The organism is Pseudomonas sp. GM33 (genome assembly GCF_000282295.1).
Taxonomy (GTDB): domain Bacteria; phylum Pseudomonadota; class Gammaproteobacteria; order Pseudomonadales; family Pseudomonadaceae; genus Aquipseudomonas; species Aquipseudomonas laurylsulfatiphila.
In genome coordinates, this window is the sequence record NZ_AKJO01000040.1 from 1 (window position 1) to 24188 (window position 24188).

Genomic DNA, 24188 nt, shown 5'->3' on the forward strand with positions numbered 1-24188 from the left:
CCGAAGGCTGCGATCTTTTTTGGGCATTCGAATCTATCCTTGCGGTATCCTTCGCGCCCTCAAAATTCACCTCGCTACAGGATCCTCCCCATGAAAGCCGCACTCGTCGAACTCATCAGCAAAATCAGCTCCGGGTGCATGGGCGAAGACGAAATCCTCAAGATCGCCGAGGAAGCGGCCCAGGCCTACGCCGACCCGCAGGCTTTTCTGACCGCCAATCCGGACATCAACTACGACGAAACCTTCCCGATCCCGTTGGGTGAGTGGGTGGTGGTCGGCAGCCTGCCGGAAACGGTGCTGTTCCAGGCTGACACCTACATGGACCTGTTCGCGCAGATCGTCGCCTCGTTCGGCCCAGGCGTGGTGTTCAATCTCAAGCCCAAGCAACTGGCCAAGACTGAAGCCTTGACCGCGCTCAACCGCATCCAGGTGCAAATGAGCAGCCTGAACAAGGAAAACGGGGGCTACACGCTGATGAACTTCAGCCAGTTGCTCGATGACGAATTGCAGGTAGTGCTGGTGTACGGCAATGACGTGCCCCGCGTGCTGGAGTTGTGTGCAGAAGCGGGCATCGCAGCCGCGCCCGCCCTGGAAGCCCTGAAAGTGGCGATCCACGTCTGATAGCCAAATACTGTCAAATCAAAGGGAACCCTCGTGACGACCGTCTATCCTAAGAGGGCAAATCACTCTTCAGGAGCGTCACCATGGGTTCCACGTTCAACAGCCTGGTTGCCTTGATCATTTTTGTCCTGGACATCTGGGCCATCATCAACGTATTCAAAAGCAGCGCCGAGACCGGGATGAAAGTCCTCTGGGTACTGTTGATCGCCCTGTTGCCGGTGCTGGGGCTGATCATCTGGGCCATCGCCGGGCCGCGGGGCAATGTACGGGCCTGAACAAGCGGCACTGAACCTGTGGGAGCGGGCTTGCTCGCGAAAGCGGTGAGTCAGTCAACATCAATAGTGACTGGCACTACGCCTTCGCGAGCAAGCCCGCTCCCACGGGATTCTGGCAAGTCGAACAAGTGAGGTTCGACCTGTCATGTTCCGCGACGTAGAATGCGCGCCTTTCCCGGCCATTCGAGACGAACGAATGGCCATCATGGGCGGGTAACCGTCCGTTGCCACCCGCATTCATCGGAGCACTTCCCATGAGCAACACCCCGACCAGCGACTACCTGGAAACCCTCTACGAAGGCTACGGCCAGCGTTTTCGCATGGAAAAACTGCTGCACGAAGTGCGCACCGAACACCAGCACCTGGTGATCTTCGAGAACCCGCGCATGGGCCGTGTGATGGCGCTGGATGGCGTGATCCAGACCACCGAAGCCGACGAATTCATCTACCACGAAATGCTGACCCACGTGCCGATCCTCGCCCATGGCACCGCCAAGCGCGTGCTGATCATCGGCGGCGGCGACGGCGGCATGTTGCGTGAAGTGGCCAAGCACCGCAGTGTCGAGCACATCACCATGGTCGAGATCGACGGCACCGTGGTCGACATGTGCAAGGAGTTCCTGCCGAATCACTCCAAGGGTGCATTCGATGATCCACGCCTGAACCTGGTAATCGACGACGGCATGCGTTTCGTCGCCACCACCACTGAAAAGTTCGACGTGATCATTTCCGACTCCACTGACCCGATCGGGCCGGGCCAAGTGCTGTTCTCGGAAAACTTTTACCAGGCTTGCCACCGCTGCCTGAACGAAGGCGGCATCCTGGTGACCCAGAACGGCACGCCGTTCATGCAGATCGAAGAAGTGAAGACGACCGCCGGTCGCCTGCGCAGCCTGTTCCCGGACTGGCACTTCTACCAGGCCGCCGTGCCGACCTACATCGGCGGCTCGATGACCTTCGCCTGGGGCGCGACCGATACCGCTTATCGCAAGTTGTCCCGCGAAACCCTGCAACAGCGTTTCACGGGCAGCGGCATCGTCACTCGCTACTACAATCCTGAAATCCACATCGGCGCGTTCGCCCTGCCGCAATACGTGTTGCAAGCTGTGAACAAGCCCAGCAACGACTAAAGCGCTACCCCTGTGTAGGAGCTGCCGCAGGCTGCGATCTTTTGATCTGGCTTTTTAAAAGATCGCAGCCTGCGGCAGCTCCTACGCAATACGTTTGAACGATCACCCGATGTCAAAGTCCAGATATGTGTAAGCCCATCCATGGGTTTTATCGAGGAGGCATCAATGCAAAAGTGGAAAATCACTTTCGTGGATGATCATGGCGAAACCGTCGACGAGGTCTTCGAGTGGGCCGAGCGCCCGGACAACGAGCGTGCCGCCAAGCTCATCAAGTCCCGGCTTCTTCCTGTCGCTGCCGAACTGGATCTGAACGATCTGGAAGGGCGGACCGCCGATGCGAGCGTCAAAGAGCTCAAGTCCCAGAACAGCATTCAAATCCTCGGCATTACTCCAATCTGAACGGCACCTGTCGCATTCACATCCAGGCCTTGGCAGAGGCTCTATCTTGAGGCTACTCTGCAAGCGAGATCAGCGAATGAATCGCTAAGGTCTGGTCTTGTCAGCTCCATGCTTGTTTCCCGCCGGCACATCGGTTGCCGTCGCTCGCGCTGTTCGGTTGCGGGTGAGGGAGTACGGAAAGTCTATCCATCGTTTTGAGGAGGACGTTTCATGAGCACAGCCTATCAAGAAGACATCAGCAGCAGCGTGTTGCGCCGCATGAAAGAAGGCGGTTTTGACTTTTCGCGGTTTCATCCCATCGAGTTCTACGCCATTTTCCCGGATGAGGAGCGGGCACGCAGGGCGGCAGGTCATTTCCACCGTGGTGAATCCCTGGATGCGCAAGTCAGTGTGCGCGACGACGGCGCCTGGGCGCTGGAGTTGTGCAAAGTCATGTATGCCACCTACGACGATATCGGCGACTTCGAACAGGGTTTCGAAGCGGTAGTCGAGCCGTTGGGCGGCATTATCGAAGGCTGGGGTGTGAAACAGGAGGTACGAGGGCGACTCGCATAGGCTTATGAACAGTGACAACCGGTATTGACGGCTGACCTTCGGGTTGGCCGTTTTCGTTTTTGGATGTTGAAGATCAAAGGATCGCACATACCCTGTAGGAGCTGCCGAAGGCTGCGATCTTTTGATCTTGTTTCAAGAAGTCAAAAAAAAGCCGCCTGAGCAGGCGGCTAAAAGGGAAGTTCGGTGGGCTTTTCAGCGAATGCCTGGATTATCCGCACCCGTTACCAGGCAGTGAAATCAACTCTGGCTATGCTGGTGATAGGCGATAGCCACGCCTTGCAATGAAGCGGGGGCGATCAGATTGGAGCATTTGCCGCACAGGAATGGTGCGGTAGTTGCGCATTGATTATCCAACTGATTGATATCAAAGCGTTTATGCCGCTGGCACGGGCCTTGCGAAGGTCTGGACGTCCGAGTGACAAGGAGTACGGCATGATCCGCACCTATTTTGATGAGATGTACGATGCCGGCGGCCAGGTCCGCCCGCATTATCGGGAGTTTGCCCGTTGGCTGGCCGAGACGCCTGACGAGCTTCTGGCACAACGGCGACGCGAGGCCGATCTGCTGTTTCATCGCGCCGGGATTACCTTCACGCTCTACGGGGACGAGCAGGGCACAGAGCGCCTGATCCCCTTCGACACCATCCCCCGCAGCATCCCCGCCAGCGAATGGCGGGTCGTCGAGCGCGGCTGCATCCAGCGGGTCAAGGCGTTGAACATGTTCCTCGCCGACCTGTATCACGAGCAACGCATCATCAAGGCCGGCATCATTCCGGCCGAGCAGGTGCTGGCCAACGAGCAATACCAGTTGGCGATGCAGGGACTGGACCTGCACCGCGATATCTACTCGCACATCTCCGGCGTCGACCTGGTGCGCGACGGCGACGGCACCTACTACGTGCTCGAAGACAATCTGCGCACACCGAGCGGCGTCAGCTACATGCTCGAAGACCGCAAGATGATGATGCGCCTGTTCCCCGAACTGTTCGCGGCGCAACGCATCGCCCCCATCGACCACTACCCGAACCTGTTGCTCGATACCCTGAAAAGCTCAAGCCCCATCGATAACCCCAGCGTGGTCGTGCTGACCCCCGGCCGCTTCAACAGCGCGTTCTTCGAGCATGCGTTTCTGGCGCGGGAAATGGGTGTGGAACTGGTGGAAGGTGCGGACCTGTTCGTGCGAGACGACAAGGTCTTCATGCGCACCACCGACGGGCCGAAAGCGGTCGACGTGATTTATCGTCGTCTCGACGACGCCTTCCTCGATCCGCTGGCCTTCAACCCGGAGTCGATGCTCGGCGTACCGGGGCTGCTGTCGTCCTACCGTTCCGGCAACGTGGTGTTGGCCAATGCCATCGGCACGGGGGTGGCGGACGACAAATCGGTGTATCCGTTCGTGACCGACATGATCCGTTTCTACCTTGATGAAGAGCCGATCCTGAAGAACGTGCCAACCTGGCAGTGCCGTAATCCGTCTGAACTTTCCCACGTGCTGGCCAATCTTCCAGAACTGGTGGTCAAGGAAACCCAGGGCTCCGGCGGTTACGGAATGCTGGTGGGGCCGGCGGCGACGGCGGCGGAAATCGAAGCCTTCCGTGCGCGGATCATCGCCAAGCCCCATGCCTATATCGCACAACCCACGCTGTCGCTGTCGACCTGTCCGACCTTTGTCGAAAACGGTATTGCGCCACGCCACATCGACTTGCGGCCGTTTGTCCTGTCGGGTCGTGAGACCCGGGTGGTGCCCGGCGGCTTGACCCGTGTCGCCCTGCGCGAAGGTTCCCTGGTGGTCAACTCCTCCCAGGGTGGCGGAACCAAGGACACCTGGGTGGTCGAGGATTAAAGGAAGCCTGCCATGTTAAGTAGAACTGCCTCGGATTTGTATTGGATGTCGCGTTACCTGGAGCGGGCGGAAAACCTCGCACGGATGCTCGACATCAGTTATTCGCTGTCGCTGATGCCGCAAGACGGCCGTGGAGACGGTTTGCACGAATTGGCCATGCCGCTGTTGATCACCGGCACCCTGGACGATTACCTGGAGCGCCATGGCGAACTGCATGCCGAACGGTTGCTGCATTTTTTCGCCCTGGATGCGGCCAACCCGGCGAGCATCTACAGCTGCCTCGGTGCGGCGCGGGCCAGCGCCCATGCGGTGCGCGGGCGCATCACCGCCGACATGTGGGAAAACATCAACGCCACCTGGCTGGAGATTCGCGGTATCGCCGAACAGGGCCTCAGTCGCTACGGCATGAGCCGTTTCTGCGAGTGGATCAAGGAACGTTCCCACCTGTTCCGGGGCGCGTCCTACGGCACCATCATGCGTAACGATGCGTTTCGCTTCATTCGTCTGGGGACCTTCATCGAACGGGCGGACAACACCTTGCGCCTGCTCGATGCCCGCTACGAAATGGCCGGCGACCAGGCCGAAGCGGTCAGCGATGGCACCGCTCACGCGTATTACCAGTGGAGCGCGTTGTTGCGGGCGTTGTCATCGTTCGAGGCCTACACGGAAATCTACCGTGACGCCCCTGGCGCCCGCCATGTTGCCGAATTGCTGTTGCTGCGCGCCGATGTACCGCGATCCCTGCGCGCCTGCACCGAAGAAATCGACCAGATCCTCGCGCAATTGCCGGGGGCCAACGGTCGTCCGGCGCAGCGCCTGGCGGCAGAAATGGACGCGCGCCTGCGCTACACCGGCATCCATGAAATTCTCGAAGAAGGCCTGCACGCCTGGCTGACCGAGTTCATCCCGCTGGTGCGCCAGTTGGGTAACGCGATTCACAGTTCTTATCTGGAGGCCGCATGAGACTTTCCATTAGCCACGAGACCACCTATCACTACGAAGACAAGGTGCGGGCGAGCATCCAGTACCTGCGGCTAACGCCCCACGACAGCGAGCGCCAGCACGTGCTCAGTTGGCAGCTCGACCTGCCGCGTCCGGTGCGGGCGCAACTCGATCCGTTCGGCAATATTCTGCATGTGCTGACCATGGATGAGCCCCACGAGGCGATCATCATCGGTGCCCGCGGCCAGGTTGATATCGATGAATTACGTGAGGCCGAACACGAGAGTCAGTCGGCACTGCCGTTTCTGCGGTTCACCCGATTGACTGAAGCCGATGGCGCCCTGCGTGCGTTCGCCGAGAAGGAATGCAAGCAACGCCGCGACCGCACGGCGTTGATCGATCTGATGCATGGACTCAACCAGCATATGACCTACACACCCGGTTCCACGGAAGTGGACACCAGCGCGGCCCAGGCCTTTGCCGGACGCTCCGGCGTCTGTCAGGACCATACCCATGCATTTCTTGCCTGCACCCGCAGCCTGGGCATTCCTGCACGTTATGTGTCGGGCTATCTGTACAGCGAAAGCAGCGAACACCTGGCCAGCCACGCCTGGGCCGAAGCCTGGCTGGATGACGCCTGGTACAGCTTCGACGTGACCAACGAACTGGCCCGGCCGGAGCGTCACCTGAAACTGGCGGTGGGTCTGGATTATCTGGATGCCTGCCCGGTACGCGGGATGCGCCGGGGCGGCGGGTGCGAGCAGATGCACGCGAAGGTGCTGGTATCACCGACGCCCGCGCCAGTGATTTCGGTGCAGCAGCAATAACTAGAGGTCTGCAAAAGCCTGTGGGAGCGAGCTTGCTCGCGATGGCGACCTTTCAGTCGATACTACCGTGACTGACACACCGCTATCGCGAGCAAGCTCGCTCCCACAGGGATCATGTCAGTGCTAGTGCTGAATCTTGCGCCCGACCATATGTTGCAAATACCCCACCAGCATCCCCAGATCCCCATCCGGCAACACCTCGGCCGAGAACCCGGGCATCTTCGCCTGTGGCCATTGGCGCAAACTCTGTGGATCGCGAATGTAGCGCTTGAGGAAGTCCGCGCCGAAATACTCGGTCGGGTTGTATGGAATATTCAGGTCCGGCCCGAACTGCGCATCCCCGGCACCATTGAGTCGATGGCACGCCAGGCAGTTCTTCTGGAACAACGCAAAACCCTTGTTCACCGGATCATCGGCCTTCAGGGACGGATCAGGCAGCAGGGCAGGGAAGCGCTCGGCCACGGGCGCCAGGCGCTTGATGCTCGCCACCTGGAACGGCCATTGCTCGGGGCTGATGTTGCCGGCCTGCGGATCGGTCCAGACCAGGTAGAACGGTCCGGCACCCGGCTTGCCTTCCGCTAGCGCTGGCCACGGTTTGGCCGGGTCTTCAATTGCCAGCCAGGCCCGCGCCCCTTGGGTATTGAGAAGCGGCGCCGCGGCCATCTCGGCGGCAAAGCCATCCAGGGCCACGGCTTGCAGGTGGTCGTCAGGCTTGATGCCGGTCAGCAGGGCGGACAGAGGCACGGCGCGGTAGTTCATGTCCCTTTTGTAGGAAACGTCGTTGCTGATGTTGAGGGTTTGCACCTGGGGATGCTTGAGCAATTCCTCCGTCTGCCAGGTGCGACTGTTCGCGCCCAGCTCCAGATTCAGCTGTGCGGCATAAAGGGGCGAGCCGAACAGCAGGGCCCCGAGCAGAATAAGCATTTTCAAATTGATTGCCGTCCTTGTCGTGGAAGTGCCATGAAGGGTGGCACAGCCACGCTGGCCCGGGTAGCGGGCCAGTCACATTTTGATAGTGGCAATTCAAAAACTGTGACGCCGTATCTCTTGGACGCGACTAGCCGAGGACCTTGGTCAGGTTCGGCAGTATCAACAACAGCGTGGTGGCAAAAAGGATGAGCCCGGCTTGACGTACTTTCGATTGTTTGAACATGGCTTGACCGCCTTTATTGTTATTTCCTGATGCCTGCCTGCATAGCTCCGTGATGGCAGCGCGTTGCACTTCCTGTAGTGACGAGCGCCTCGGCAAAACCCGACGACAACTTCGTACAAGTTCACCTTAGAGGCCGCGCAGCGCTTGGTTTAGATCCATTTCATATGGTGAGGTTGCGATTTGCTTTAAAAAAGGCATGAGGCCTATTGCCAGCTTCTTTGCCGCCCTTTGGCTAGACAGCTTGGTGTCCTGAATCGGTTAATCCGCTCGTTCACGACCGTCCGTCTGAGCGTGTGCGTCAACATCTGTGAGCGCTGCGGTCATTGAATCAAACGCGGCTCGGGCCAAGAGTGGGCGCTCTGCCTTTACTCTCCTGCACTGCGGTTCGAGGACGTCATGACCCAAGCATTGATTTTCGACGCATTACGCACACCCCGTGGCAAAGGCAAGGCCGACGGCGCCTTGCACAGTGTCAAACCGGTGAACCTGGTGGCCGGTTTGCTCAGCGCGCTGCAGCAGCGCACGGCGCTGGACACCAGCCAGGTCGATGACGTGGTGCTCGGCTGCGTGACGCCGATTGGCGATCAAGGTTCTGACATCGCCAAGACCGCCGCCCAGGTGGCCGATTGGGATGTCAGTGTGGCGGGGGTACAAATCAACCGTTTCTGCGCTTCGGGGCTGGAGGCGGTCAACCTTGGCGCAATGAAAGTGCGTTCCGGTTTCGAGGATCTGGTGGTGGTCGGTGGTGTCGAGTCGATGTCACGGGTGCCGATGGGCAGCGATGGCGGCGCCTGGGCGCTGGACCCGGCGACCAACCTGCACAGCCATTTCACTCCGCAAGGGGTGGGTGCCGACCTGATCGCCACCCTTGAAGGTTTCAGCCGTCAGGACGTCGATGCCTACGCCCTGCATTCCCAGCAGAAGGCAGCGCGGGCGCGGGCCGACGGTTCGTTCAACAAGTCGCTGGTGCCGGTGCAGGACCAGAACGGCATCATCCTGCTCGATCACGATGAGTTCATTCGCGCCGAATCGACCCTGGAAGGCCTGGGCAAGCTCAAGCCGAGTTTCGAGATGATGGGGCAGATGGGGTTCGATGCCACCGCGCTGCGGGTCTACAGCCATGTCGAACGGATCAATCATGTTCACACTCCGGGCAACAGCTCCGGGATTGTCGATGGCGCGGCGTTGATTCTCATCGGCTCCGAAGCCAAGGGTCGAGAGTTGGGGCTGCAGCCCCGGGCTCGGATTGTCGCCACGGCGGTCACCAGTACCGACCCGACCATCATGCTCACCGGCCCGGCGCCGGCGACCCGCAAGGCGTTGGCCAAGGCCGGGCTGCGGGTCGAAGACATCGACCTGTTCGAGGTCAACGAGGCGTTCGCTTCGGTAGTGTTGAAATTCATCAAGGACATGGCGGTCGACCCGGACAAGGTCAATGTCAACGGCGGTTCCATCGCCATGGGCCACCCGCTGGGCGCCACCGGTTGCGCCATTCTCGGCACGCTGCTGGATGAACTGGAAGCCCGACGCCTGCGTTATGGCCTGGCGACCCTGTGTGTCGGCGGCGGCATGGGCATTGCCACCATCATCGAACGCCTCTGAGCCCGGACTTCAAGGAACCCCGTTATGAGCGAAGCCATTCGTTACGAAAAAGATCAGGACCACATTGTCGTCCTGACCATCGACCTGCCGGGCCAGAGCGCCAACACCATGAACGCGGTGTACCGCGAGGCCATGGCCGACTGCGTCTCGCGCCTGGTAGGCGACAAGGACGACATCGCCGGTGTGATCATCACGTCGGCCAAGAAAACCTTCTTTGCCGGCGGCGACCTCAATGAATTGATCAAGGTCGGCAAGCCCGAAGCCAAAGCCTTCTACGACATGGTGCTGACCCTCAAGGGGCAGTTGCGCACCCTGGAAACCCTGGGCAAACCGGTGGTTGCGGCGATCAACGGCGCGGCACTCGGCGGCGGCTGGGAGATCTGCCTGGCCTGCCATCATCGGGTGGCGCTGGATCATCCTGCGGTGCAACTCGGCCTGCCGGAAGTCACCCTCGGCCTGCTGCCGGGCGGTGGTGGCGTGGTGCGCATGGTGCGCATGCTCGGGATCGAAAAAGCCCTGCCGTACCTGCTGGAAGGCAAGAAGGTGCGGCCGCAACAGGCATTGCAAGCGGGTTTGATCGACGCGCTGGCGACCGACCGCGAAGATCTGCTGGCCAAGGCGCGGGCGTGGATTCTCGCCAACCCGGTGGCGGTACAACGCTGGGATGTGAAGGGGTATCAGATTCCGGGCGGCACACCGTCGAATCCGAAAGTCGCCCAGATGCTGGCGATTGCCCCGTCTATCCTGCGCAGCAAAACCCAGGGCACGATGCCCGCGCCGGAGAAAATCCTGTGCGCAGCGGTCGAGGGCGCGCAGGTTGATTTCGACACCGCGCACCTGATCGAAACCCGCTACTTCACCGAACTGACCACCGGCCAGGTTTCGAAAAACCTGATCGGTACATTCTGGTTCCAGCTCAACGAAATCAACGCCGGCGGCTCGCGGCCGCAAGGTTTTGCGCCTTATGTCACCCGCAAGGTCGGCGTGCTCGGCGCCGGGATGATGGGCGCCGGCATTGCGTTTGTCAGCGCGTCGGCGGGTATCGATGTGGTACTCAAGGACATCAACCTCGCCGCAGCCGAGAAGGGCAAGGCGCATTCGGCAGCGCTGCTGGACAAGAAAGTCGCTCGCGGACAAATGAGCATCGAGCAACGTGACGCGGTGCTGGCGCGCATTCAAACCAGCGAAAACGATGCTGACCTGGCCGGTTGCGACCTGATCATCGAGGCGGTGTTCGAGGATCGTGACCTGAAGGCCAAAGTCTCGTTGGCTGCGCAGAAGGTCGTCGGCGCGGACACGGTGATCGCGTCCAACACCTCGACCTTGCCGATCAGCGGCCTGGCGTGCGCCGTGCCCGACCAGGGCAAGTTCATCGGCCTGCATTTTTTCAGCCCCGTGGAAAAAATGCCGCTGGTGGAAATCATCAAGGGTGCCAACACCAGCGACGAAACCCTGGCCCGCGGATTCGATTACGTCCTGCAAATCAGGAAAACCCCGATTGTGGTCAACGACAGCCGCGGTTTCTTCACGTCGCGGGTGTTCGGCACCTTCACCAACGAAGGCATTGCCATGCTGGGCGAAGGTGTGAGTGCGGCGATGATCGAGACTGAAGCACGCAAGGCCGGCATGCCTGTTGGACCGCTGGCGATCTCTGACGAAGTTTCCCTCAGCCTGATGAGCCATATCCGCCTGCAAACGGCCAAGGACCTGCAAGCAGAAGGCAAGCCGCTGACAGAACATCCTGCGTTTGCCGTCATCGACTTGCTGCTCAATGAGTTCAAGCGTCCGGGCAAGGCGGCCGGTGGCGGTTTCTATGAGTATCCGGTGGGGGGCCAGAAACACCTGTGGCCGGAGTTGAAAAAACGCTTCGAGAAAGCCGACGGGCAGATTTCGCCAGTGGATGTGCGTGATCGCCTGCTGTTCGTGCAAGCCATCGAAACCGTGCGTTGTGTGGAGGAGGGCGTGTTGACCTCGACGGCGGACGCCAACGTCGGCTCGATCTTCGGCATCGGTTTCGCCGCCTGGACCGGCGGTGCACTGCAGTTCATCAACCAGTACGGCGTACAGGACTTTGTCGCGCGCGCCCAGTACCTGGCCAAGCAATATGGCGAACGGTTCGCGCCGCCTGCGCTGCTCCTGGAAAAAGCGGCGAAAGGGGAGGCCTTCTAAGGGCGCGATGACACATTTCGGGGCTTGCCTTGTCACTGTGTTTCGAGGCAGGCTCTGGGGTGTGCATTATTCCCATCACGTGTCAGGTATTTTTTATGTCGTTACGCATCTGCATTCTGGAAACCGACCACCTGCGTCCGGAATTGGTTGACCAATATCAGGGCTACGGGCAGATGTTCAAACACCTGTTTTCGCAGCAGCCGATTGCCGCCGAGTTCACGGTCTACAACGTGGTGCAGGGTGAATACCCAAGCGACGACCTGACATTCGACGCCTACCTGGTGACGGGCAGCAAGGCCGATTCCTTCGGCACCGACCCGTGGATCGAAACCCTCAAGAAGTACCTGTTGACCCGCTACGAGCGTGGCGACAAGTTGCTCGGCGTCTGCTTCGGTCATCAGTTGCTGGCATTGCTGCTCGGTGGCAAGAGTGAGCGTGCGACCCAGGGGTGGGGTGTCGGCACCCACAACTACAAACTGGCTGCCAAGGCGCCATGGATGAGCCCGGTGCGCGAGGAACTGACACTGCTGATCAGCCACCAGGATCAAGTCACGTCGCTGCCGGAAAACGCCACGGTCATCGCCTCCAGCGATTTCTGCCCTTATGCCGCCTATCACATCAACGATCAGGTGCTGTGCTTCCAGGGGCATCCGGAGTTCATCCACGACTACTCCCGCGCCCTTCTGGAGATTCGTCAGGATGCGCTGGGCCAGCAGATCTACTCCAAAGGCATTGCGAGCCTGGAGCAGGAGCACCACGGCACTACGGTTGCAGAGTGGATGATGCGGTTTGTCGCGCACAAGCCGGCCGCTGTTTAAAACCTGAATGCTTCGCGAGCAAGTCGGATCGCCGCACCGCCGCTCCCACATTGAAATGCGATCAACATGTGGGAGCGGGCTTGCTCGCGAAGGTCGTGAACGATAACGCGCCAAACCTGACAGCCCGCGGTGCTCTCAGGTTTTTCGCGAGCAAGCTCGCTCCTACAACCAGCCGGACTTTTTGAAACTCGCCCACAACCCCACGCAGCCCAGCGTAATAAACCCCAGCACTCCGAAATACCCGTAGTGCCAGCTCAACTCCGGCATGTTCTGGAAGTTCATCCCGTAGATCCCCGCCACCGCCGTCGGAAAGGCCAGAATCGCCGCCCAGGCCGCAAACTTGCGTTGCACCACGCTCTGACGAGAGGCCTCCAGCAGCACTCCGACCTCAATCGTCTGGCTGGCAATATCCGCCAGGGTCGTGAGGTCTTCCATCTGCCGCGTTACATGGATCTGCACATCGCGAAAGTACGGACGCATGTTCTTGTCGATGAACGGGAAGCTCAGCTTTTGCAGTTCCTCGCCAATCTCCACCATCGGCGCCGCGTAACGACGCAGGCGCAATACATCCCGACGCAAGCCATGAAGTTTCTGAATGTCACGCTCATTCAGCGCACTGCACAGCACGTTGCGTTCCAGCTCATCGATTTCAGCATGAATGGCTTCACCCATTGGCTGGTAGTTTTCGATGACGAAGTCGAGGATGGCGTAAAGTACGAAATCTTCTCCGTGCTCCAGCAGAATCGGACGTGCCTCACAGCGCTGTCGGACATAGGCGTAGGAAGCCGAATGGCCGTTGCGTGCGGTAATGATGTAACCCTTGCCCGCAAAGATATGTGTTTCGATGAACTCGAGTTTGCCTTCATTACGAATCGGCGAGTAGGTAACGATGAACAGCGCATCGCCGAAGGTTTCCAGCTTCGGCCGGCTGTGCTTTTCCAGGGCGTCTTCAATCGCCAGTTCGTGCAGGTTGAACTGGCGTTGCAGATTGCTCAGTTCCTGGGCGTTCGGCTCTTCCAGACCGATCCAGACAAAGTGCCCGGGCTTTGCCGCCCAGGCTGCACCTTCGTCGAGGGTGATATTGGTGACTTTCTTACCGGCGCTATAAACCGCAGCAGCAACAACTCTACCCATGATGGTGATTCACTTCTTCTTGGCAGCTTTCAATTGGCAACAAATGCAATGGCAGTGTCGATCAGCTTAGCCCTGCAAGGGTTTGAGAGTCAGTTAAATCTGCCGAGTTCGCCGGTAAAGTCTCGCAGGCAAAAGAAAACCCGCACCAGGCGGGTTTTCTTGTTCAGGCGGCTTGCAGTTGCCGGTCCATCGACTCGATGCATTCACGCATCTGCTCGCGGCACTGGGCAATCAGCAGGGGCATGTCGTCCAGGCTCAATCCGGCGGTGGGAATCGCCGGCAACGAGCGAATCAGGATTTTCCCGCTGCGCCAGCGGTTCAATCGCATGTGTTTGACGTAACTGCTGACACACACCGGCACGATGGGTACCCCGGCGGCAATAGCCATCTGGAAGGCGCCTTTCTTGAAGGGCAGCAACTCCTCACCCAGGTTGCGCGTGCCTTCCGGGAACACCCAGATCGAGGTGTCTTTGTTTTGCAGGGTGTGGGTGGTGGTCAACATCGACTTGCGCGCCTTGTGCGCATTGCCGCGGTCGATCAGCACATTGCCAGCCAGCCAGAACAGCTGCCCGAACAGAGGCACCCATTTCAGGCTCTTTTTGCCGATGCACACGGTACGGCGGGGCACCACGTTGCCAAACACGAACAGGTCGTAGTTGGACTGATGATTGGCGATGATCACACAGCTGTCAGGTTTATCCATCAACGGCCCGACTTCTGCGTTTACCCGCAAACGCAAAATACACATGGCCGGCCACGCATACAGGCGTGCGCACAGGCGGCTGTTGTCCGGGTTGAAAGGCCGGCACAGGCCGAGGATTACACCCAGCACACCTGCCACGATAAAATGCAGGCCCATCAATGACATACGGAACAAAAACAGCATTTACAGGCCCCACCGGGACAAAAGGTGGCGCAGTGTACGGATGTGCACTGTTTTCGGCAATTGCTGCCAGAGTACTGAGAGATAGCCGATGTTTGTGCTGATGTTTCCGATTAATGGGTCAGACGCGGTCTAGAGCGGTTACAGGTGTTTAACCAGGACAGGTACGAAAAAGCCCGACACGACGGTCGGGCTTTTCGTTGCAGCAGATACGGGCTTAACCCAGATGCTCCTGGTCCTGGATGATCGCGTTGTCCAGGGCCTCCAGCAGTGCTTTGCGCACTTTCAACTTGGTGTTCTTGTGCGCGGTCATGTTGATCTTCTTCAACTGACGAGCCGCCGTCAGTGCCGTGCCTTGCAGCTCTTCAGCCGACACCACGACATCCAGAAAACCGGCAGCCACGGCGCCTTGTGGATTGAACATCTCGCCATTGACCACCGAGCGCTGAAGCGCCACTTTGTTCAGACGGTCACGGGCGATCTCGATGCCGGCGTGGTGCATGGTCATGCCGATCTGCACTTCGTTCAGGCCAATGCTGAACGGACCGTCTACGCCGATGCGATAGTCGGCCGACAACAGCAGGAACGCACCCTTGGCCACCGCATGCCCCGGGCACGCCACGATCACCGGGAAGGGGTGCGACAGCAGACGGCGGGCCAGGGTCGAGCCGGAGGTCACCAGTGCCACGGCTTCTCTAGGACCCGCCGTCATCACCTTCAAGTCATAACCGCCAGAGAGAATGCCCGGCTGCCCGGTAATGATTACCACCGCACGATCAGTCACTGCCCGATCCAGCGCAGCGTTGAACTCGGCAATCACATCCGGGGAGATGGCATTGACCTTGCCATTGCTCAAGGTCAGGGTCGCGATACCGTCTTCGAGATGGTAGGAAATCAACTCACTCATGACGCTATTCCTTTCAATAAAGTTGGGCAGACGTTACCCACCGCCGCAGGCCAGGTAAAGCGCCGTGACTGACCCGCCAGTCACCCTTTGCCCGCCCGCCAGGCGCAGCCCGCCGCGCCTGCTGCGCATTCCCCTCTATATAGAGGAGGGCACGAAGCCGGAGATTGGCCGGTTTGCCATGGCCCGGAGAGAGCGCAAACGCTGAATCGCGTTAACCGCATGAAAATTCTGAAAAAAATGTTTGCCATCGGAAAAGCTTTCGACTACATTAGCGCGCCTCGACAGACAGAACATGTTTGAAGAGATACGGTGAAGTGTCCGAGTGGCTTAAGGAGCACGCCTGGAAAGTGTGTATACAGGAAACTGTATCGAGAGTTCGAATCTCTCCTTCACCGCCACATTCTGAAAACCCCCGCAAGCTTACGGTTTGCGGGGGTTTTTCTTTTTCAGTTGTGCCAATCAATACATCCCGCCACTTCCCGAGTCTCCACTACGTCAGCTCAAACCGCTCTTGCGCATAGTCTTTACCTGCCAGGGTAAGTTCAAAAATGGTGGCGCCGAACGTACCCCGAGTCACTTTTTGATTCACAAGACGTTTAGCCTGGAGTTGCTTCAGACCCTCTTCAACTTCCAGTTTGCTGAGTGAGACCAGCTTGCAAATCGAGTCCAGGTTTGCAACTTTCCTGAAGTTTGCGTGATACGCCAAAGCTTCCATCAGCAGCGTTTGGTTATCTGTCAGCTGTGGAAACTGTGGGTTGTTATTTTTGTAAATTTTTCGCTCTATCTCATGTAGCTCGCTGTAGGCGCCGTCGTTGCTGCGGTAGTAGTAAATCACTAACGTCAGGATGCTGACGAAAGCCCCGATAACCATCAGTAGCGACCAGTTCGGCATTGGCGTTTCCAGTTGAAGCCAACTCCATGTACGTAGCAGCCAGCCCTTGGTCTCTGCCAACAACGTCAGCTCGAAGTAAGTGTCGAGCAGCTTTGTGGTAATGATCAAAGCGATAAGGAAGCCAGCAGCCGAGTAGGCCATAGCCTTGCAAGTGAACGGGGAATGATTGCCTTCTGCCGCCATGCTGATGGTCTCCAGTGCAGGGAACCGATCTTTTCAGCATAGCAGTCGGGCACTCTGGCATCGGCCACGCAAGCAGTGAACAGGGTGAGCCGGCTGTTAGACTGTCTGGATTCTTCGAATTCTTCGAATGGAATCGACATCATGCTCCATCCTCCGCAAGTGTTCGTGATGCCGCCAGGTTCATAGCGACTGTGACGATAGTCTTCGTCCGTTACGCATCACACCCAGTGGCCAGCAACTCGGCCAATGATCCCGTGATTTTGCCGGCGTTTGATGCGCTGGCTGAATATCTGAACAGGAATAAACAGCAATGATCACCACTACAACCCACTCCATTGAAGGCCGGCAAATCACCGCCTACCTGGACATCGTCAGTGCCGAGTCAGTGCAAGGGATCAACGTTGTTCGTGACGTATTTGCCGGGATGCGCGACTTTTTCGGCGGGCGCTCCCAGACGCTGGAGCGAGCGTTGAAGGAGGCACGCATTCAGGCCACCGATGAGATCAAGGAGCGGGCACGGGCGCTTCAGGCGGACGCGGTGGTGGGGCTTGACTATGAGATCAGCATGCCGGCCGGCAAGGGCGGGATGGTCGTCGTGTTTGTGACCGGGACAGCGGTCAAGTTGCGATGAGGGATCGCAGCCATTCGTCGGTCACATGGAAATTCGAACGGAAAGTCCATTAGTGACCGGCTAGTCTGAAAATCCTTGGCGGTCGATATTTTTCAGGCAAAGGGCTTGCCGGTGTCGATCCCGCTCGTTGAAAGGGGTGAAGAGATGGCTGATCCGTATATCGAGGACGATGGCGCAGAGTTTCCGATCAACAATTGCGTGCAGTGTGGCCAGACCCAGTATGTGGCCAGTTTCGGCGAGGACCAGACAGAGGTCGACAAGATCAAGACCAGGGCGTGCCGGGTCCTGAAGGGCAAGTTCCTGCCCAAGGTGACAGCACCGGTCAGGAAGTAGGCGAACGCAGGCAGACCCCGTCATTGAGCGGAGTTTTTCATGTCTGAAAGGTTTTCATGACTAATTTTTTAAAGTGGCGATCTTTCACAAACTTTTCACAACAACCTCCGTAGTCTCGAGTCATCCGTTAGAAAGCAACACCTGGCCCGTTTCCCCAGCGGGCTTTTTTTTGCCCGTCGTAAAACCTTTTCCAAAATTGCTGTCCAACCGTCGCCAATCGCGAAGTTGGACCGGCGTGCTGGACTCTATCCGCGCAAAAGCATTCAATCTCGCCTCCTTTGTGTGTACCCCTATTTTTTGAGGTTTTTGTCATGCGTTTAACACTGCCTGCTCTGGTTCTGGGGCTTCTGGTTGCTCAAGGTGCAATGGCCGGTGACGGTACTGCCGCGCTGGGTGGTGGCTTGGGCGGCGCATTGGGTAACGTGGTCGGCCAGAAGATGGGCGGCAGCACTGGCGCAGTGATCGGTGCGGGCGTTGCTGGCGCGGCGGGCAGCGCAGTTGCCGCCAAGAAAGGTCATCGCACCAGCGCTGCCATCGGCGGCGGTGTCGGCGCAGCCGGTGGTTCGGTGATCGGTAAAAGCCTGGGTGGCAATTCCGGTGCCACCATCGGCGCAGGCCTGGGCGGTGCCTTGGGCGGCGGCGTAGGCAGCAACCTGGCCAACGGTCACAAGCGTCACTGATGCTGATCCAGATGTGAAAAAGCCCGGCTTGATGCCGGGCTTTTTCATATATGAACGATTTCCGCCGCAGCGGCTCAAATCTTCCATACCCCTGAAGAATGCGAGGCGTGCCATGAACCCCAAAACCGACGGCAAACAGAACGCAAGCTTGATGACTCGACGATTGATGTTGCCAGCGATTGTTTTTGGATTGCTGCTCTCCCAGGTGGCGCTGGCAGGCGGTAATGGAGATGCTGCGGTGGGCGGTGGTCTTGGTGGGGTGCTGGGCAACGTGGTCGGTGGCCAGGTGGGTGGCAGTACTGGCGCAGCGATTGGTGCGGGTGTCGGCGGGGCGGCCGGCAGTGCTGTTGCCGCGCCCAAGCACAATCGCACCGAAGCGGCGGTAGGCGGTGGTTTGGGCGCGGCGGGCGGATCGGTGCTCGGCAACAGTCTTGGCGGTTCGACCGGATCGGCCATCGGTGCCGGTCTTGGCGGTGCAGCCGGCGGTGCGATCGGCAATGATCTGGGGGATGACAGTGGCCATTCCCATTCCGGTGGCGGACATAAACACTCGAACAAGCACCACAAAAAGCATCACTGATTGAGTGAGGCACACCATGACTCTGGAATCCGAAGGCACGGAAGACAAAGACCCAAGTGGCCAGCCATCCATCAACGATCCCGGCAATGAAGATCCGGGATCGCTGATGGATGATGCGACGGTGCCGCTTAACGATGCTGATGACGCAGGCGATGTGGGGAATATCGAGTTTGATGTTGAGGAAGAGGACGAAGACTGATTCAGGCCGGATGCCGAATCAACCGATCGTCTACCGGGTCGAACGCGTCCATCGCGCAGCCCTCGATATGTCATGACCTGCGCTTGAGGCCAGATGAGAGGTGCGATATGAACACTGATCCAAAGACCGTCGACGATGATGAAACGCCGGAGTACCCGCTGCCGTCACCTACCGATTCCTTGAGCCGCGACCAACGACCGCCGGACGACGATGCCGGCGTTGAGCAAGTGCCGAGCGACGAGAGCGACGAAAGTGTCGAGGCAGAACCGCACGATCGGCGCGATGCAGATATCGATGGCTCGGGAGACCCGGCTACTTCGACGCGGCGGTGAGGACATCCGGCGCTCGAATGCTTCCTGAGCGAATCGAGCCGAGGGGGTCGCCCGATCCCAGCGGATCCACCCACCCCATCGGGTTGCGGGTGTACCGATATGGGTTCAACCCACCGCCCGACCTGAGCGGATCCGGCGTCAGGAAGCGGCCGAAATCCGGATGGTAATAGCGATGCCGGTTGTAGTGCAGTCCACTCTCAGTATCGAAGTATTGCCCCTGAAACCGTAAAGGTTGTTCGAGCCCTTCGCCGCTCGACTCGCGGAGTTTGCCGTGGGCGGTGTATTGGGCCGACCAGACGATCGCACCGCCGTGCCCGGTCAGTTCCTGCGGGGTGCCGAGGTGGTCGAGTTGATAGTAGTACGGGCAGGTGTGTGCCCGGCCTTTGCCGTCGAGCAGCGCCAGCGGGCGGAAGCTACCGGGTTCGCCGGGCTCACTGCGTTCGTAGAGGTAGCTGCGGTAGTGCCGGGTGCCGCTTTCAGCTACCAGCCGGTCGTCTTGCCAGAAGTATTGCGTGGTGTAGCCATCAACCGTTTTCTGGATGCGCCGGCCGAAAGCGTCGTAGCAATAGCTGACACTTTTACCGTCCGGGGAACTGACGCCGATCAGGCGATGCTGGCTGTCGTAGGCGTATTCGGTGACCTGGGGCGGCAGGCCGCGGCGTTCGCGGATCAGATTGCCGAAGGCGTCGTAGTCGTAGTAGCTGCCGTCATTGCCACTGCCACTGCGCTGCAGGCGGTTGTCCTGATAAACACATGGGCCGGGACGCCCGTGGATCAACAGGTTGCCGGCCGGGTCGTGGGTGAAGTGCTCTGCGCACTGGTCGCGGGGGTGACGTACGCCGGTCAGGCGGTCGAGTGCATCGTATTGATAGTGGCGTGAACCGTGGCGGCTGTCGGTAACCTTCAAGAGATTGCCCTTGGCGCTGTAGGCATACTTCCGGCAGTACAACGTTCGTTGTTTCTGGTTGATGACATGGGCCTGCAAACGGCCTTGCCCGTCGTAGGCGTAATCGCTGAGCAGAAGGCCTTGTTGGCGCTGCTGTTCGCGCCCGCCGACAAAACGATGGCGGGTCAGGGGTGTGCCGTTGAGGTCGATGGACGTGAGGGCGCCTCCCTTGGCGTGGTGGTAGACGAGGATACAGGCGTCCGGCAGGTGCAGGCACTTGAGCCGACCGCAGACGTCGTAGTCGTAACGCAGAATGCCCCAACCCTGATGCTCGGTGATCAGTCGGTCCTGAAGGTCGTATTCGAACTGCAAGGGAGGGGCCCGACCGTCATTGACGCTGACCAGTCGCCCGAGCGTGTCGTAGTGGTACTCGACCCTGACCCCATCAGGCAAGGTTTTGACCCGTAACCGCCCGGCGCTGTCACGCTGATAGTCGGTGACCAGCTGCGAACCGTCGTCGCCAAACTCGGTCTTCTTCAGCAATTGGCCATTGCGGTCGTAGCTGTAGGTGGTGCGGCGTCCATCGAAGGCGGTTTCCTGTTGGATCAATCCTCCCGGTGTGTAGTCCAGACGGTATGTCTCGCCCACCTCGTTTTCGATCTCGGTCAGCAACAATTGCGCATGGTCGTAGCGGTACTTCAGCGCGCTGCCGTCGGGGTTGATCCGACGGCTGATCAAGTGCAGGTCGTCGGCGTATTCGTAACGGGTTACCCGTCCCAGTTCGTCGGTCTCGGCGGTGATCCGGCCGTAGGCGTTGTAGCGCCAGGCACGGCAGGCCCCCATGGGCAGCGTGGTCCGGCTCAGTCGACCGACGGCATCCCACTCATAACGGGTGATGGCACCGTGTTCGTCCTGCCCGGTCATCCGCCGCCCTAACGCATCGTAGGAAAACATGCGCTGAGAACCATCGGGCAAGGTTTCTTCCAGCAATTGTCCCAGAGCGCTCCAGGCAAACCGGTGAATGCTCTGGTCTGGAAAGCGGATCGTCAGCAAGCGCCCCAGCGAGTCGTAGCCATAGTGGGTGATCTGTCCGTCGGGATCAGTGACGGCCGTGATGTCTCCCTGGGCATTGCGCTGGTAGCTCCACGTCGCCCGACCGCGGGTGCGGGTGTGCAGGAAACCGTGGTGATACTTGTAGGACGTGGGCGCCGTATCCGGCGCAAGTAGCGTGATCAGTCGCCCGGCTTCGTCATAATGGTATTGGGTGACGGCGCCGAGAGCGTCCTGCTCGAAGATCAACCGGCCCAGATTGTCGTAGGCCTTGTGCCGTTCGCCGCCGTCCAGCCCGATCTGGCGTACCAGTCGCGCGCTTGGGTCATGAACGTAAACCTCCTGGCTGCCGTCGGCGTTGTTGATCGTCACGGTGCCTTGATCGTCCCAGGTGTAACGCGCCTCCATCTGCTCAAACGAGGCCCAATGATGGACGCAGCGGGCGGTTTTGCCGGAGCGTTCCCACGCCCAGAAGAAACTCGCGCCGCCCGCCAGTTGCCGTTGCAGGATCACGTGCTGCTCGTCGTAGTCATAACGCTCGCTTTCACCCGCGGCGTTGGTCACCTCGACCAGACGCTGGCGCGCGTCGTAGCGGTAGCTGGCCACTGTCTGTTCGGTGCGCCAGGTGTACGCCTGGGGCCCGCAGCGCTGAAACACCTGATAGTCGATGGCCACCAGGTGCTTGAGGTCATAACGCAGCAGCAAGGCACGATCGGCGCCGTTGTCCAGGCGCTGAATCCGTTCAAGGCCGTCCCGCTGCACCGTCAGGCGGTTGTCGTAGGCGTCGCTGATCACGGTCAGTCGGCCGTCGCGGAAATGAAAAAAACGCGCCACGTCGCCGGCCTGGGCGAGGATCAGTTCGCCCGGTTCTTCGCCGAGGTAAATCGCCGCCCGCGACAGTCTGTTACGGATCAACGGGCGCGCCGTCGTCGGCCATGGAAATGTCGTGCGTCGGTTTTCGGCGTCGATCCACAGCACCTGCTCGCCGTGGAATTCCAGATGCTGGCACAGCGAGTGCCGCCAGCCGAAACCGAGCCCGCTGTCGAGTTCGACGGCACGGGTGCGATAGAAGCGGGTGAAGTCGAACGGCAAGATCCCGTCGAGGGTGCCGTCCGTCAGTGCCAGCGATACTTCACCGGTGACCATCGACACCGGGCCGTTGTGGGGGGCAGAGCGCTCAAGGGTATCGATGCAGGCGGCGAACCTGTGCGCCTGTGTCAGGGGACCGCTGGCGGGACATGCCAATACCTTTTGGGGATCGAACATCTGCAGACTTTCGCTTGGCGGAATGTAGGACGTGAGACTCTGCGTAGGATCTTCATGGAAAGAAGTCGGGAAAGTTGGCGTTTGATGTAGGGCGAATCGCTAAATTACGAGAGCCATTCGGCGTGGATCGGGATTTCATCGTTGCTCTGAGACAGCCGCGCTCGATATGCTGCTGAATCCTTTAATCCATTCGGGTGCGGGCCTCACCTGCGCCGCCCGGGATGCCTTGGAAAACGGATCAGATGCGATGAATGCACCGCTCAAAACATTCGGCTCGATCAAGGCCGTGATTTTCGATATGGACGGCTTGCTGCTGGACACCGAGGGCATCTACACCGAAGTCACGTCCATCATTGCCGCGCGTTACGGCCGCACGTTCGACTGGAGCATCAAGCAGAACATCATTGGTCGGGGCGCAGGGGATCTGGCGCGTTATGTGGTTGAAGCGCTCGACCTGCCGATTACCGCCGAAGAGTTTCTGGTGATCCGCGAACCGCTGATGCGCGAGCGTTTTCCTACAGCGCAAGCAATGCCTGGCGCACAGGAACTGGTACGGCATCTGAAGGCCAACCACATTCCCATTGCCGTGGGTACCAGTTCATCGAGCCAGTCGTTCGGCCAGAAAACCACCCTGCACCGCGACTGGTTCACCTTGTTCGACTTCATCGTCACCGCCGATGACCCCGAGGTGGGGGCAGCCAAACCGGCACCGGATATCTTCCTGACGGCGGCGCGGCGTCTGGGCGTCGCGCCCGAGGATTGCCTGGTGTTCGAGGATTCGCCCTTTGGTGTCACCGCGGCGAAAGCGGCGGGGATGACGGCGATTGCGATTCCGGATGCGGCAATGGCCGACGCCCGGTACGCACACGCCGATGGCATTCTTCGTACGTTGACGGCGTTCGAGCCGGGCGCCTTTGGTTTGCCTGTGCTTGAGTGGGCCTAGCTGAAAAGACGGGATGACTCTGGCAAATGTGGGAGCGAGCCTGCTCGCGAAAGCGGTGTTTCAGACAACATCAACGTGTCTGATACTCCCTCTTCGCGAGCAGGCTCGCTCCCACAGTTATTGCAGTTGACAGATATGCATCAGGCGCCGAAGCCACCATCGATGGTCAGGCTGGCCCCGGTGATGTAGCTGGCTTGCGGGCTGACGAGGTAGGCGACGAAGCTGGCGATCTCTTCGGCCTTGCCGTACCGACCCACGGCCATCAACGGGATCAGGCTTTCCGCAAAGTCACCCTCGGCCGGGTTCATGTCGGTGTCGACCGGCCCCGGCTGCACGTTATTGATGGTGATGCCTTGCGGGCCGAGGTCGCGGGCCAGGCCTTTGGTCAGCCCGACCAGTGCCGACTTGCTCATGGCGTACGGGCCGCCACCGGCAAAGGGCATGCGATCGGCGTTGGTGCTGCCGATGTTGATGATCCGACCGCCTTCGGTCATGTGCCGGGCGGCGGCCTGGGTGGCGATGAACACGCTGCGTACGTTGATGGCCAGGGTCTGGTCAAAGTCTTCGAGTTTGAACTCGGCCAGCGGTGCGACGGCCAGTACGCCTGCATTGTTGACCAGGATATCCAGGCGACCGAAGGCTTCTACCGTGGCGGATACAGCGCCGCGGATCGCGTCGGCGTCGGCGCTGTCGGCCTTGATGGCCAGGGCCTTGCCGCCCTTGGCGGTGATGCTGTGTTGCAACTCTTCAGCCTTGGCTGTCGAGCTGACATAAGTGAAGGCAACGGTCGCGCCTTCAGCGGCCAGGCGCTTGACGATGGCTGCACCGATACCGCGGGAACCACCTTGAATCAATGCCACTTTGCCGCTGAGGTTCTGAGTAGTCATGTCGATCTCCAAGTCCCGAGGCGAGATGTCCCGGTTGATGGAGCCTAGTATCAGTTCTGGATTACGTGT

Annotated in this window: 25 protein-coding genes and 1 tRNA gene; 19 read left to right on the plus strand and 7 right to left on the minus strand. The window is 59.5% G+C overall.

The genetic code is table 11. The features are described 5' to 3' along the window. Window positions 1-90: 90 nt before the first annotated feature. The 8 genes from PMI26_RS22740 (at window position 91) to PMI26_RS22705 (ending at window position 6591) form a co-directional block, all read left to right on the plus strand. A complete protein-coding gene (locus PMI26_RS22740) occupies window positions 91-621 on the plus strand; it encodes a hypothetical protein (RefSeq protein ID WP_007971890.1) in 531 nt (176 codons plus the stop codon). Between the two features lie 83 nt (window positions 622-704). Then, window positions 705-896, plus strand: a complete 192-nt coding sequence (locus tag PMI26_RS22735; RefSeq protein WP_007971892.1) for a PLD nuclease N-terminal domain-containing protein — start codon at window positions 705-707, stop codon at window positions 894-896. 254 nt (window positions 897-1150) lie between these two features. Then, the gene (gene speE / locus PMI26_RS22730; RefSeq protein WP_007971894.1) at window positions 1151-2026 is read left to right on the plus strand and encodes a polyamine aminopropyltransferase; all 876 of its coding nucleotides are present in this window, start codon (window positions 1151-1153) and stop codon (window positions 2024-2026) included. Between the two features lie 165 nt (window positions 2027-2191). After that, window positions 2192-2425, plus strand: a complete 234-nt coding sequence (locus tag PMI26_RS22725) for a hypothetical protein (protein ID WP_007971896.1) — start codon at window positions 2192-2194, stop codon at window positions 2423-2425. 210 nt (window positions 2426-2635) lie between these two features. Next, complete coding sequence (locus PMI26_RS22720; RefSeq protein ID WP_007971898.1) at window positions 2636-2980, plus strand: ribonuclease E inhibitor RraB; 345 nt, start codon at window positions 2636-2638, stop codon at window positions 2978-2980. 432 nt (window positions 2981-3412) lie between these two features. After that, window positions 3413-4822, plus strand: coding sequence for a circularly permuted type 2 ATP-grasp protein (locus PMI26_RS22715; protein ID WP_007971899.1), 1410 nt, complete (start codon window positions 3413-3415; stop codon window positions 4820-4822). Between the two features lie 12 nt (window positions 4823-4834). Next, window positions 4835-5785 (plus strand): alpha-E domain-containing protein, encoded by a 951-nt coding sequence (locus PMI26_RS22710; RefSeq protein WP_007971901.1) that lies wholly within the window; start codon window positions 4835-4837, stop codon window positions 5783-5785. After that, window positions 5782-6591 carry a transglutaminase family protein gene (locus PMI26_RS22705; RefSeq protein WP_007971903.1) on the plus strand — a complete coding sequence of 270 codons (810 nt, stop codon included), beginning with the start codon at window positions 5782-5784 and terminating at the stop codon, window positions 6589-6591. Before PMI26_RS22710 ends, PMI26_RS22705 begins: the two co-directional genes overlap by 4 nt. Window positions 6592-6714: 123 nt before the next feature. Here the strand turns inward: PMI26_RS22705 and PMI26_RS22700 are convergent, their stop codons facing one another. Beyond that, the gene (locus tag PMI26_RS22700) at window positions 6715-7515 is read right to left on the minus strand and encodes a c-type cytochrome (RefSeq protein WP_007971906.1); all 801 of its coding nucleotides are present in this window, start codon (window positions 7513-7515) and stop codon (window positions 6715-6717) included. A gap of 625 nt (window positions 7516-8140) precedes the next feature. Here PMI26_RS22700 and PMI26_RS22695 point away from each other — a divergent pair. The 3 genes from PMI26_RS22695 (at window position 8141) to PMI26_RS22685 (ending at window position 12333) form a co-directional block, all read left to right on the plus strand. Next, on the plus strand, window positions 8141-9346 hold the full coding sequence (locus PMI26_RS22695) for an acetyl-CoA C-acetyltransferase (protein ID WP_007971910.1): 1206 nt from the start codon (window positions 8141-8143) through the stop codon (window positions 9344-9346). 24 nt (window positions 9347-9370) lie between these two features. After that, the gene (locus PMI26_RS22690) at window positions 9371-11515 is read left to right on the plus strand and encodes a 3-hydroxyacyl-CoA dehydrogenase NAD-binding domain-containing protein (protein ID WP_007971912.1); all 2145 of its coding nucleotides are present in this window, start codon (window positions 9371-9373) and stop codon (window positions 11513-11515) included. 95 nt (window positions 11516-11610) lie between these two features. Beyond that, the gene (locus tag PMI26_RS22685; protein WP_007971914.1) at window positions 11611-12333 is read left to right on the plus strand and encodes an amidotransferase; all 723 of its coding nucleotides are present in this window, start codon (window positions 11611-11613) and stop codon (window positions 12331-12333) included. 162 nt (window positions 12334-12495) lie between these two features. Here the strand turns inward: PMI26_RS22685 and PMI26_RS22680 are convergent, their stop codons facing one another. From PMI26_RS22680 to PMI26_RS22670, 3 genes are all read right to left on the minus strand, one after another. Next, on the minus strand, window positions 12496-13467 hold the full coding sequence (locus PMI26_RS22680) for a magnesium and cobalt transport protein CorA (RefSeq protein WP_007971915.1): 972 nt from the start codon (window positions 13465-13467) through the stop codon (window positions 12496-12498). Between the two features lie 163 nt (window positions 13468-13630). Further along, window positions 13631-14353 carry a lysophospholipid acyltransferase family protein gene (locus PMI26_RS22675; RefSeq protein ID WP_007971916.1) on the minus strand — a complete coding sequence of 241 codons (723 nt, stop codon included), beginning with the start codon at window positions 14351-14353 and terminating at the stop codon, window positions 13631-13633. A 214-nt stretch (window positions 14354-14567) separates the two neighbouring features. Beyond that, a complete protein-coding gene (locus PMI26_RS22670; RefSeq protein WP_007971917.1) occupies window positions 14568-15257 on the minus strand; it encodes a crotonase/enoyl-CoA hydratase family protein in 690 nt (229 codons plus the stop codon). Window positions 15258-15565: 308 nt separating this feature from the next. On the opposite strand from PMI26_RS22670, the gene PMI26_RS22665 reads away from it, so the two are divergent. Continuing rightward, window positions 15566-15655, plus strand: a tRNA-Ser gene (locus PMI26_RS22665). A 92-nt stretch (window positions 15656-15747) separates the two neighbouring features. On the opposite strand, the gene PMI26_RS22660 is transcribed toward PMI26_RS22665, so the two are convergent. Then, on the minus strand, window positions 15748-16332 hold the full coding sequence (locus PMI26_RS22660) for a hypothetical protein (RefSeq protein ID WP_007971918.1): 585 nt from the start codon (window positions 16330-16332) through the stop codon (window positions 15748-15750). A 310-nt stretch (window positions 16333-16642) separates the two neighbouring features. On the opposite strand from PMI26_RS22660, the gene PMI26_RS22655 reads away from it, so the two are divergent. The 6 genes from PMI26_RS22655 to PMI26_RS22630 all read left to right on the plus strand — a co-directional run bounded on the left by PMI26_RS22655 (window position 16643) and on the right by PMI26_RS22630 (window position 19087). Continuing rightward, a complete protein-coding gene (locus tag PMI26_RS22655) occupies window positions 16643-16963 on the plus strand; it encodes a YbjQ family protein (protein ID WP_007971919.1) in 321 nt (106 codons plus the stop codon). Window positions 16964-17107: 144 nt separating this feature from the next. Continuing rightward, the gene (locus tag PMI26_RS22650; RefSeq protein ID WP_033047548.1) at window positions 17108-17296 is read left to right on the plus strand and encodes a hypothetical protein; all 189 of its coding nucleotides are present in this window, start codon (window positions 17108-17110) and stop codon (window positions 17294-17296) included. 311 nt (window positions 17297-17607) lie between these two features. Beyond that, window positions 17608-17976 (plus strand): hypothetical protein, encoded by a 369-nt coding sequence (locus PMI26_RS22645; RefSeq protein ID WP_007971921.1) that lies wholly within the window; start codon window positions 17608-17610, stop codon window positions 17974-17976. Window positions 17977-18088: 112 nt separating this feature from the next. Next, window positions 18089-18556, plus strand: coding sequence for a YMGG-like glycine zipper-containing protein (locus tag PMI26_RS22640; protein ID WP_007971923.1), 468 nt, complete (start codon window positions 18089-18091; stop codon window positions 18554-18556). Window positions 18557-18572: 16 nt separating this feature from the next. Continuing rightward, a complete protein-coding gene (locus PMI26_RS22635; protein WP_007971924.1) occupies window positions 18573-18755 on the plus strand; it encodes a hypothetical protein in 183 nt (60 codons plus the stop codon). A 107-nt stretch (window positions 18756-18862) separates the two neighbouring features. After that, on the plus strand, window positions 18863-19087 hold the full coding sequence (locus tag PMI26_RS22630) for a hypothetical protein (protein ID WP_007971926.1): 225 nt from the start codon (window positions 18863-18865) through the stop codon (window positions 19085-19087). On the opposite strand, the gene PMI26_RS22625 is transcribed toward PMI26_RS22630, so the two are convergent. Next, the gene (locus PMI26_RS22625) at window positions 19068-22289 is read right to left on the minus strand and encodes an RHS repeat-associated core domain-containing protein (RefSeq protein ID WP_007971928.1); all 3222 of its coding nucleotides are present in this window, start codon (window positions 22287-22289) and stop codon (window positions 19068-19070) included. The two genes, PMI26_RS22630 and PMI26_RS22625, sit on opposite strands and share 20 nt — an antisense overlap. A gap of 247 nt (window positions 22290-22536) precedes the next feature. On the opposite strand from PMI26_RS22625, the gene PMI26_RS22620 reads away from it, so the two are divergent. Further along, window positions 22537-23232, plus strand: coding sequence for an HAD-IA family hydrolase (locus PMI26_RS22620; protein WP_007971930.1), 696 nt, complete (start codon window positions 22537-22539; stop codon window positions 23230-23232). A gap of 140 nt (window positions 23233-23372) precedes the next feature. Here PMI26_RS22620 and PMI26_RS22615 read toward each other — a convergent pair whose 3' ends face one another. Continuing rightward, the gene (locus PMI26_RS22615) at window positions 23373-24119 is read right to left on the minus strand and encodes a 3-oxoacyl-ACP reductase family protein (protein ID WP_007971933.1); all 747 of its coding nucleotides are present in this window, start codon (window positions 24117-24119) and stop codon (window positions 23373-23375) included. Window positions 24120-24188 lie beyond the last annotated feature (69 nt).

Excerpts from the sequence above, each read along its gene's own strand:
- PMI26_RS22660 (WP_007971918.1), bottom strand. The coding sequence starts at position 16,332 with ATGGCGGCAGAAGGCAATCATTCCCCGTTCACTTGCAAGGCTATGGCC.
- PMI26_RS22620 (WP_007971930.1), top strand. The coding sequence starts at position 22,537 with ATGAATGCACCGCTCAAAACATTCGGCTCGATCAAGGCCGTGATTTTC.
- PMI26_RS22630 (WP_007971926.1), top strand. The coding sequence starts at position 18,863 with ATGAACACTGATCCAAAGACCGTCGACGATGATGAAACGCCGGAGTAC.
- speE (WP_007971894.1), top strand. The coding sequence starts at position 1,151 with ATGAGCAACACCCCGACCAGCGACTACCTGGAAACCCTCTACGAAGGC.
- PMI26_RS22700 (WP_007971906.1), bottom strand. The coding sequence starts at position 7,515 with ATGCTTATTCTGCTCGGGGCCCTGCTGTTCGGCTCGCCCCTTTATGCC.
- PMI26_RS22680 (WP_007971915.1), bottom strand. The coding sequence starts at position 13,467 with ATGGGTAGAGTTGTTGCTGCTGCGGTTTATAGCGCCGGTAAGAAAGTC.
- PMI26_RS22625 (WP_007971928.1), bottom strand. The coding sequence starts at position 22,289 with ATGTTCGATCCCCAAAAGGTATTGGCATGTCCCGCCAGCGGTCCCCTG.
- PMI26_RS22695 (WP_007971910.1), top strand. The coding sequence starts at position 8,141 with ATGACCCAAGCATTGATTTTCGACGCATTACGCACACCCCGTGGCAAA.
- PMI26_RS22675 (WP_007971916.1), bottom strand. The coding sequence starts at position 14,353 with ATGCTGTTTTTGTTCCGTATGTCATTGATGGGCCTGCATTTTATCGTG.
- PMI26_RS22725 (WP_007971896.1), top strand. The coding sequence starts at position 2,192 with ATGCAAAAGTGGAAAATCACTTTCGTGGATGATCATGGCGAAACCGTC.
- PMI26_RS22655 (WP_007971919.1), top strand. The coding sequence starts at position 16,643 with ATGATCACCACTACAACCCACTCCATTGAAGGCCGGCAAATCACCGCC.
- PMI26_RS22650 (WP_033047548.1), top strand. The coding sequence starts at position 17,108 with ATGGCTGATCCGTATATCGAGGACGATGGCGCAGAGTTTCCGATCAAC.
- PMI26_RS22740 (WP_007971890.1), top strand. The coding sequence starts at position 91 with ATGAAAGCCGCACTCGTCGAACTCATCAGCAAAATCAGCTCCGGGTGC.
- PMI26_RS22710 (WP_007971901.1), top strand. The coding sequence starts at position 4,835 with ATGTTAAGTAGAACTGCCTCGGATTTGTATTGGATGTCGCGTTACCTG.
- PMI26_RS22645 (WP_007971921.1), top strand. The coding sequence starts at position 17,608 with ATGCGTTTAACACTGCCTGCTCTGGTTCTGGGGCTTCTGGTTGCTCAA.
- PMI26_RS22715 (WP_007971899.1), top strand. The coding sequence starts at position 3,413 with ATGATCCGCACCTATTTTGATGAGATGTACGATGCCGGCGGCCAGGTC.
- PMI26_RS22720 (WP_007971898.1), top strand. The coding sequence starts at position 2,636 with ATGAGCACAGCCTATCAAGAAGACATCAGCAGCAGCGTGTTGCGCCGC.
- PMI26_RS22640 (WP_007971923.1), top strand. The coding sequence starts at position 18,089 with ATGAACCCCAAAACCGACGGCAAACAGAACGCAAGCTTGATGACTCGA.
- PMI26_RS22705 (WP_007971903.1), top strand. The coding sequence starts at position 5,782 with ATGAGACTTTCCATTAGCCACGAGACCACCTATCACTACGAAGACAAG.
- PMI26_RS22615 (WP_007971933.1), bottom strand. The coding sequence starts at position 24,119 with ATGACTACTCAGAACCTCAGCGGCAAAGTGGCATTGATTCAAGGTGGT.
- PMI26_RS22635 (WP_007971924.1), top strand. The coding sequence starts at position 18,573 with ATGACTCTGGAATCCGAAGGCACGGAAGACAAAGACCCAAGTGGCCAG.
- PMI26_RS22685 (WP_007971914.1), top strand. The coding sequence starts at position 11,611 with ATGTCGTTACGCATCTGCATTCTGGAAACCGACCACCTGCGTCCGGAA.
- PMI26_RS22690 (WP_007971912.1), top strand. The coding sequence starts at position 9,371 with ATGAGCGAAGCCATTCGTTACGAAAAAGATCAGGACCACATTGTCGTC.
- PMI26_RS22735 (WP_007971892.1), top strand. The coding sequence starts at position 705 with ATGGGTTCCACGTTCAACAGCCTGGTTGCCTTGATCATTTTTGTCCTG.
- PMI26_RS22670 (WP_007971917.1), bottom strand. The coding sequence starts at position 15,257 with ATGAGTGAGTTGATTTCCTACCATCTCGAAGACGGTATCGCGACCCTG.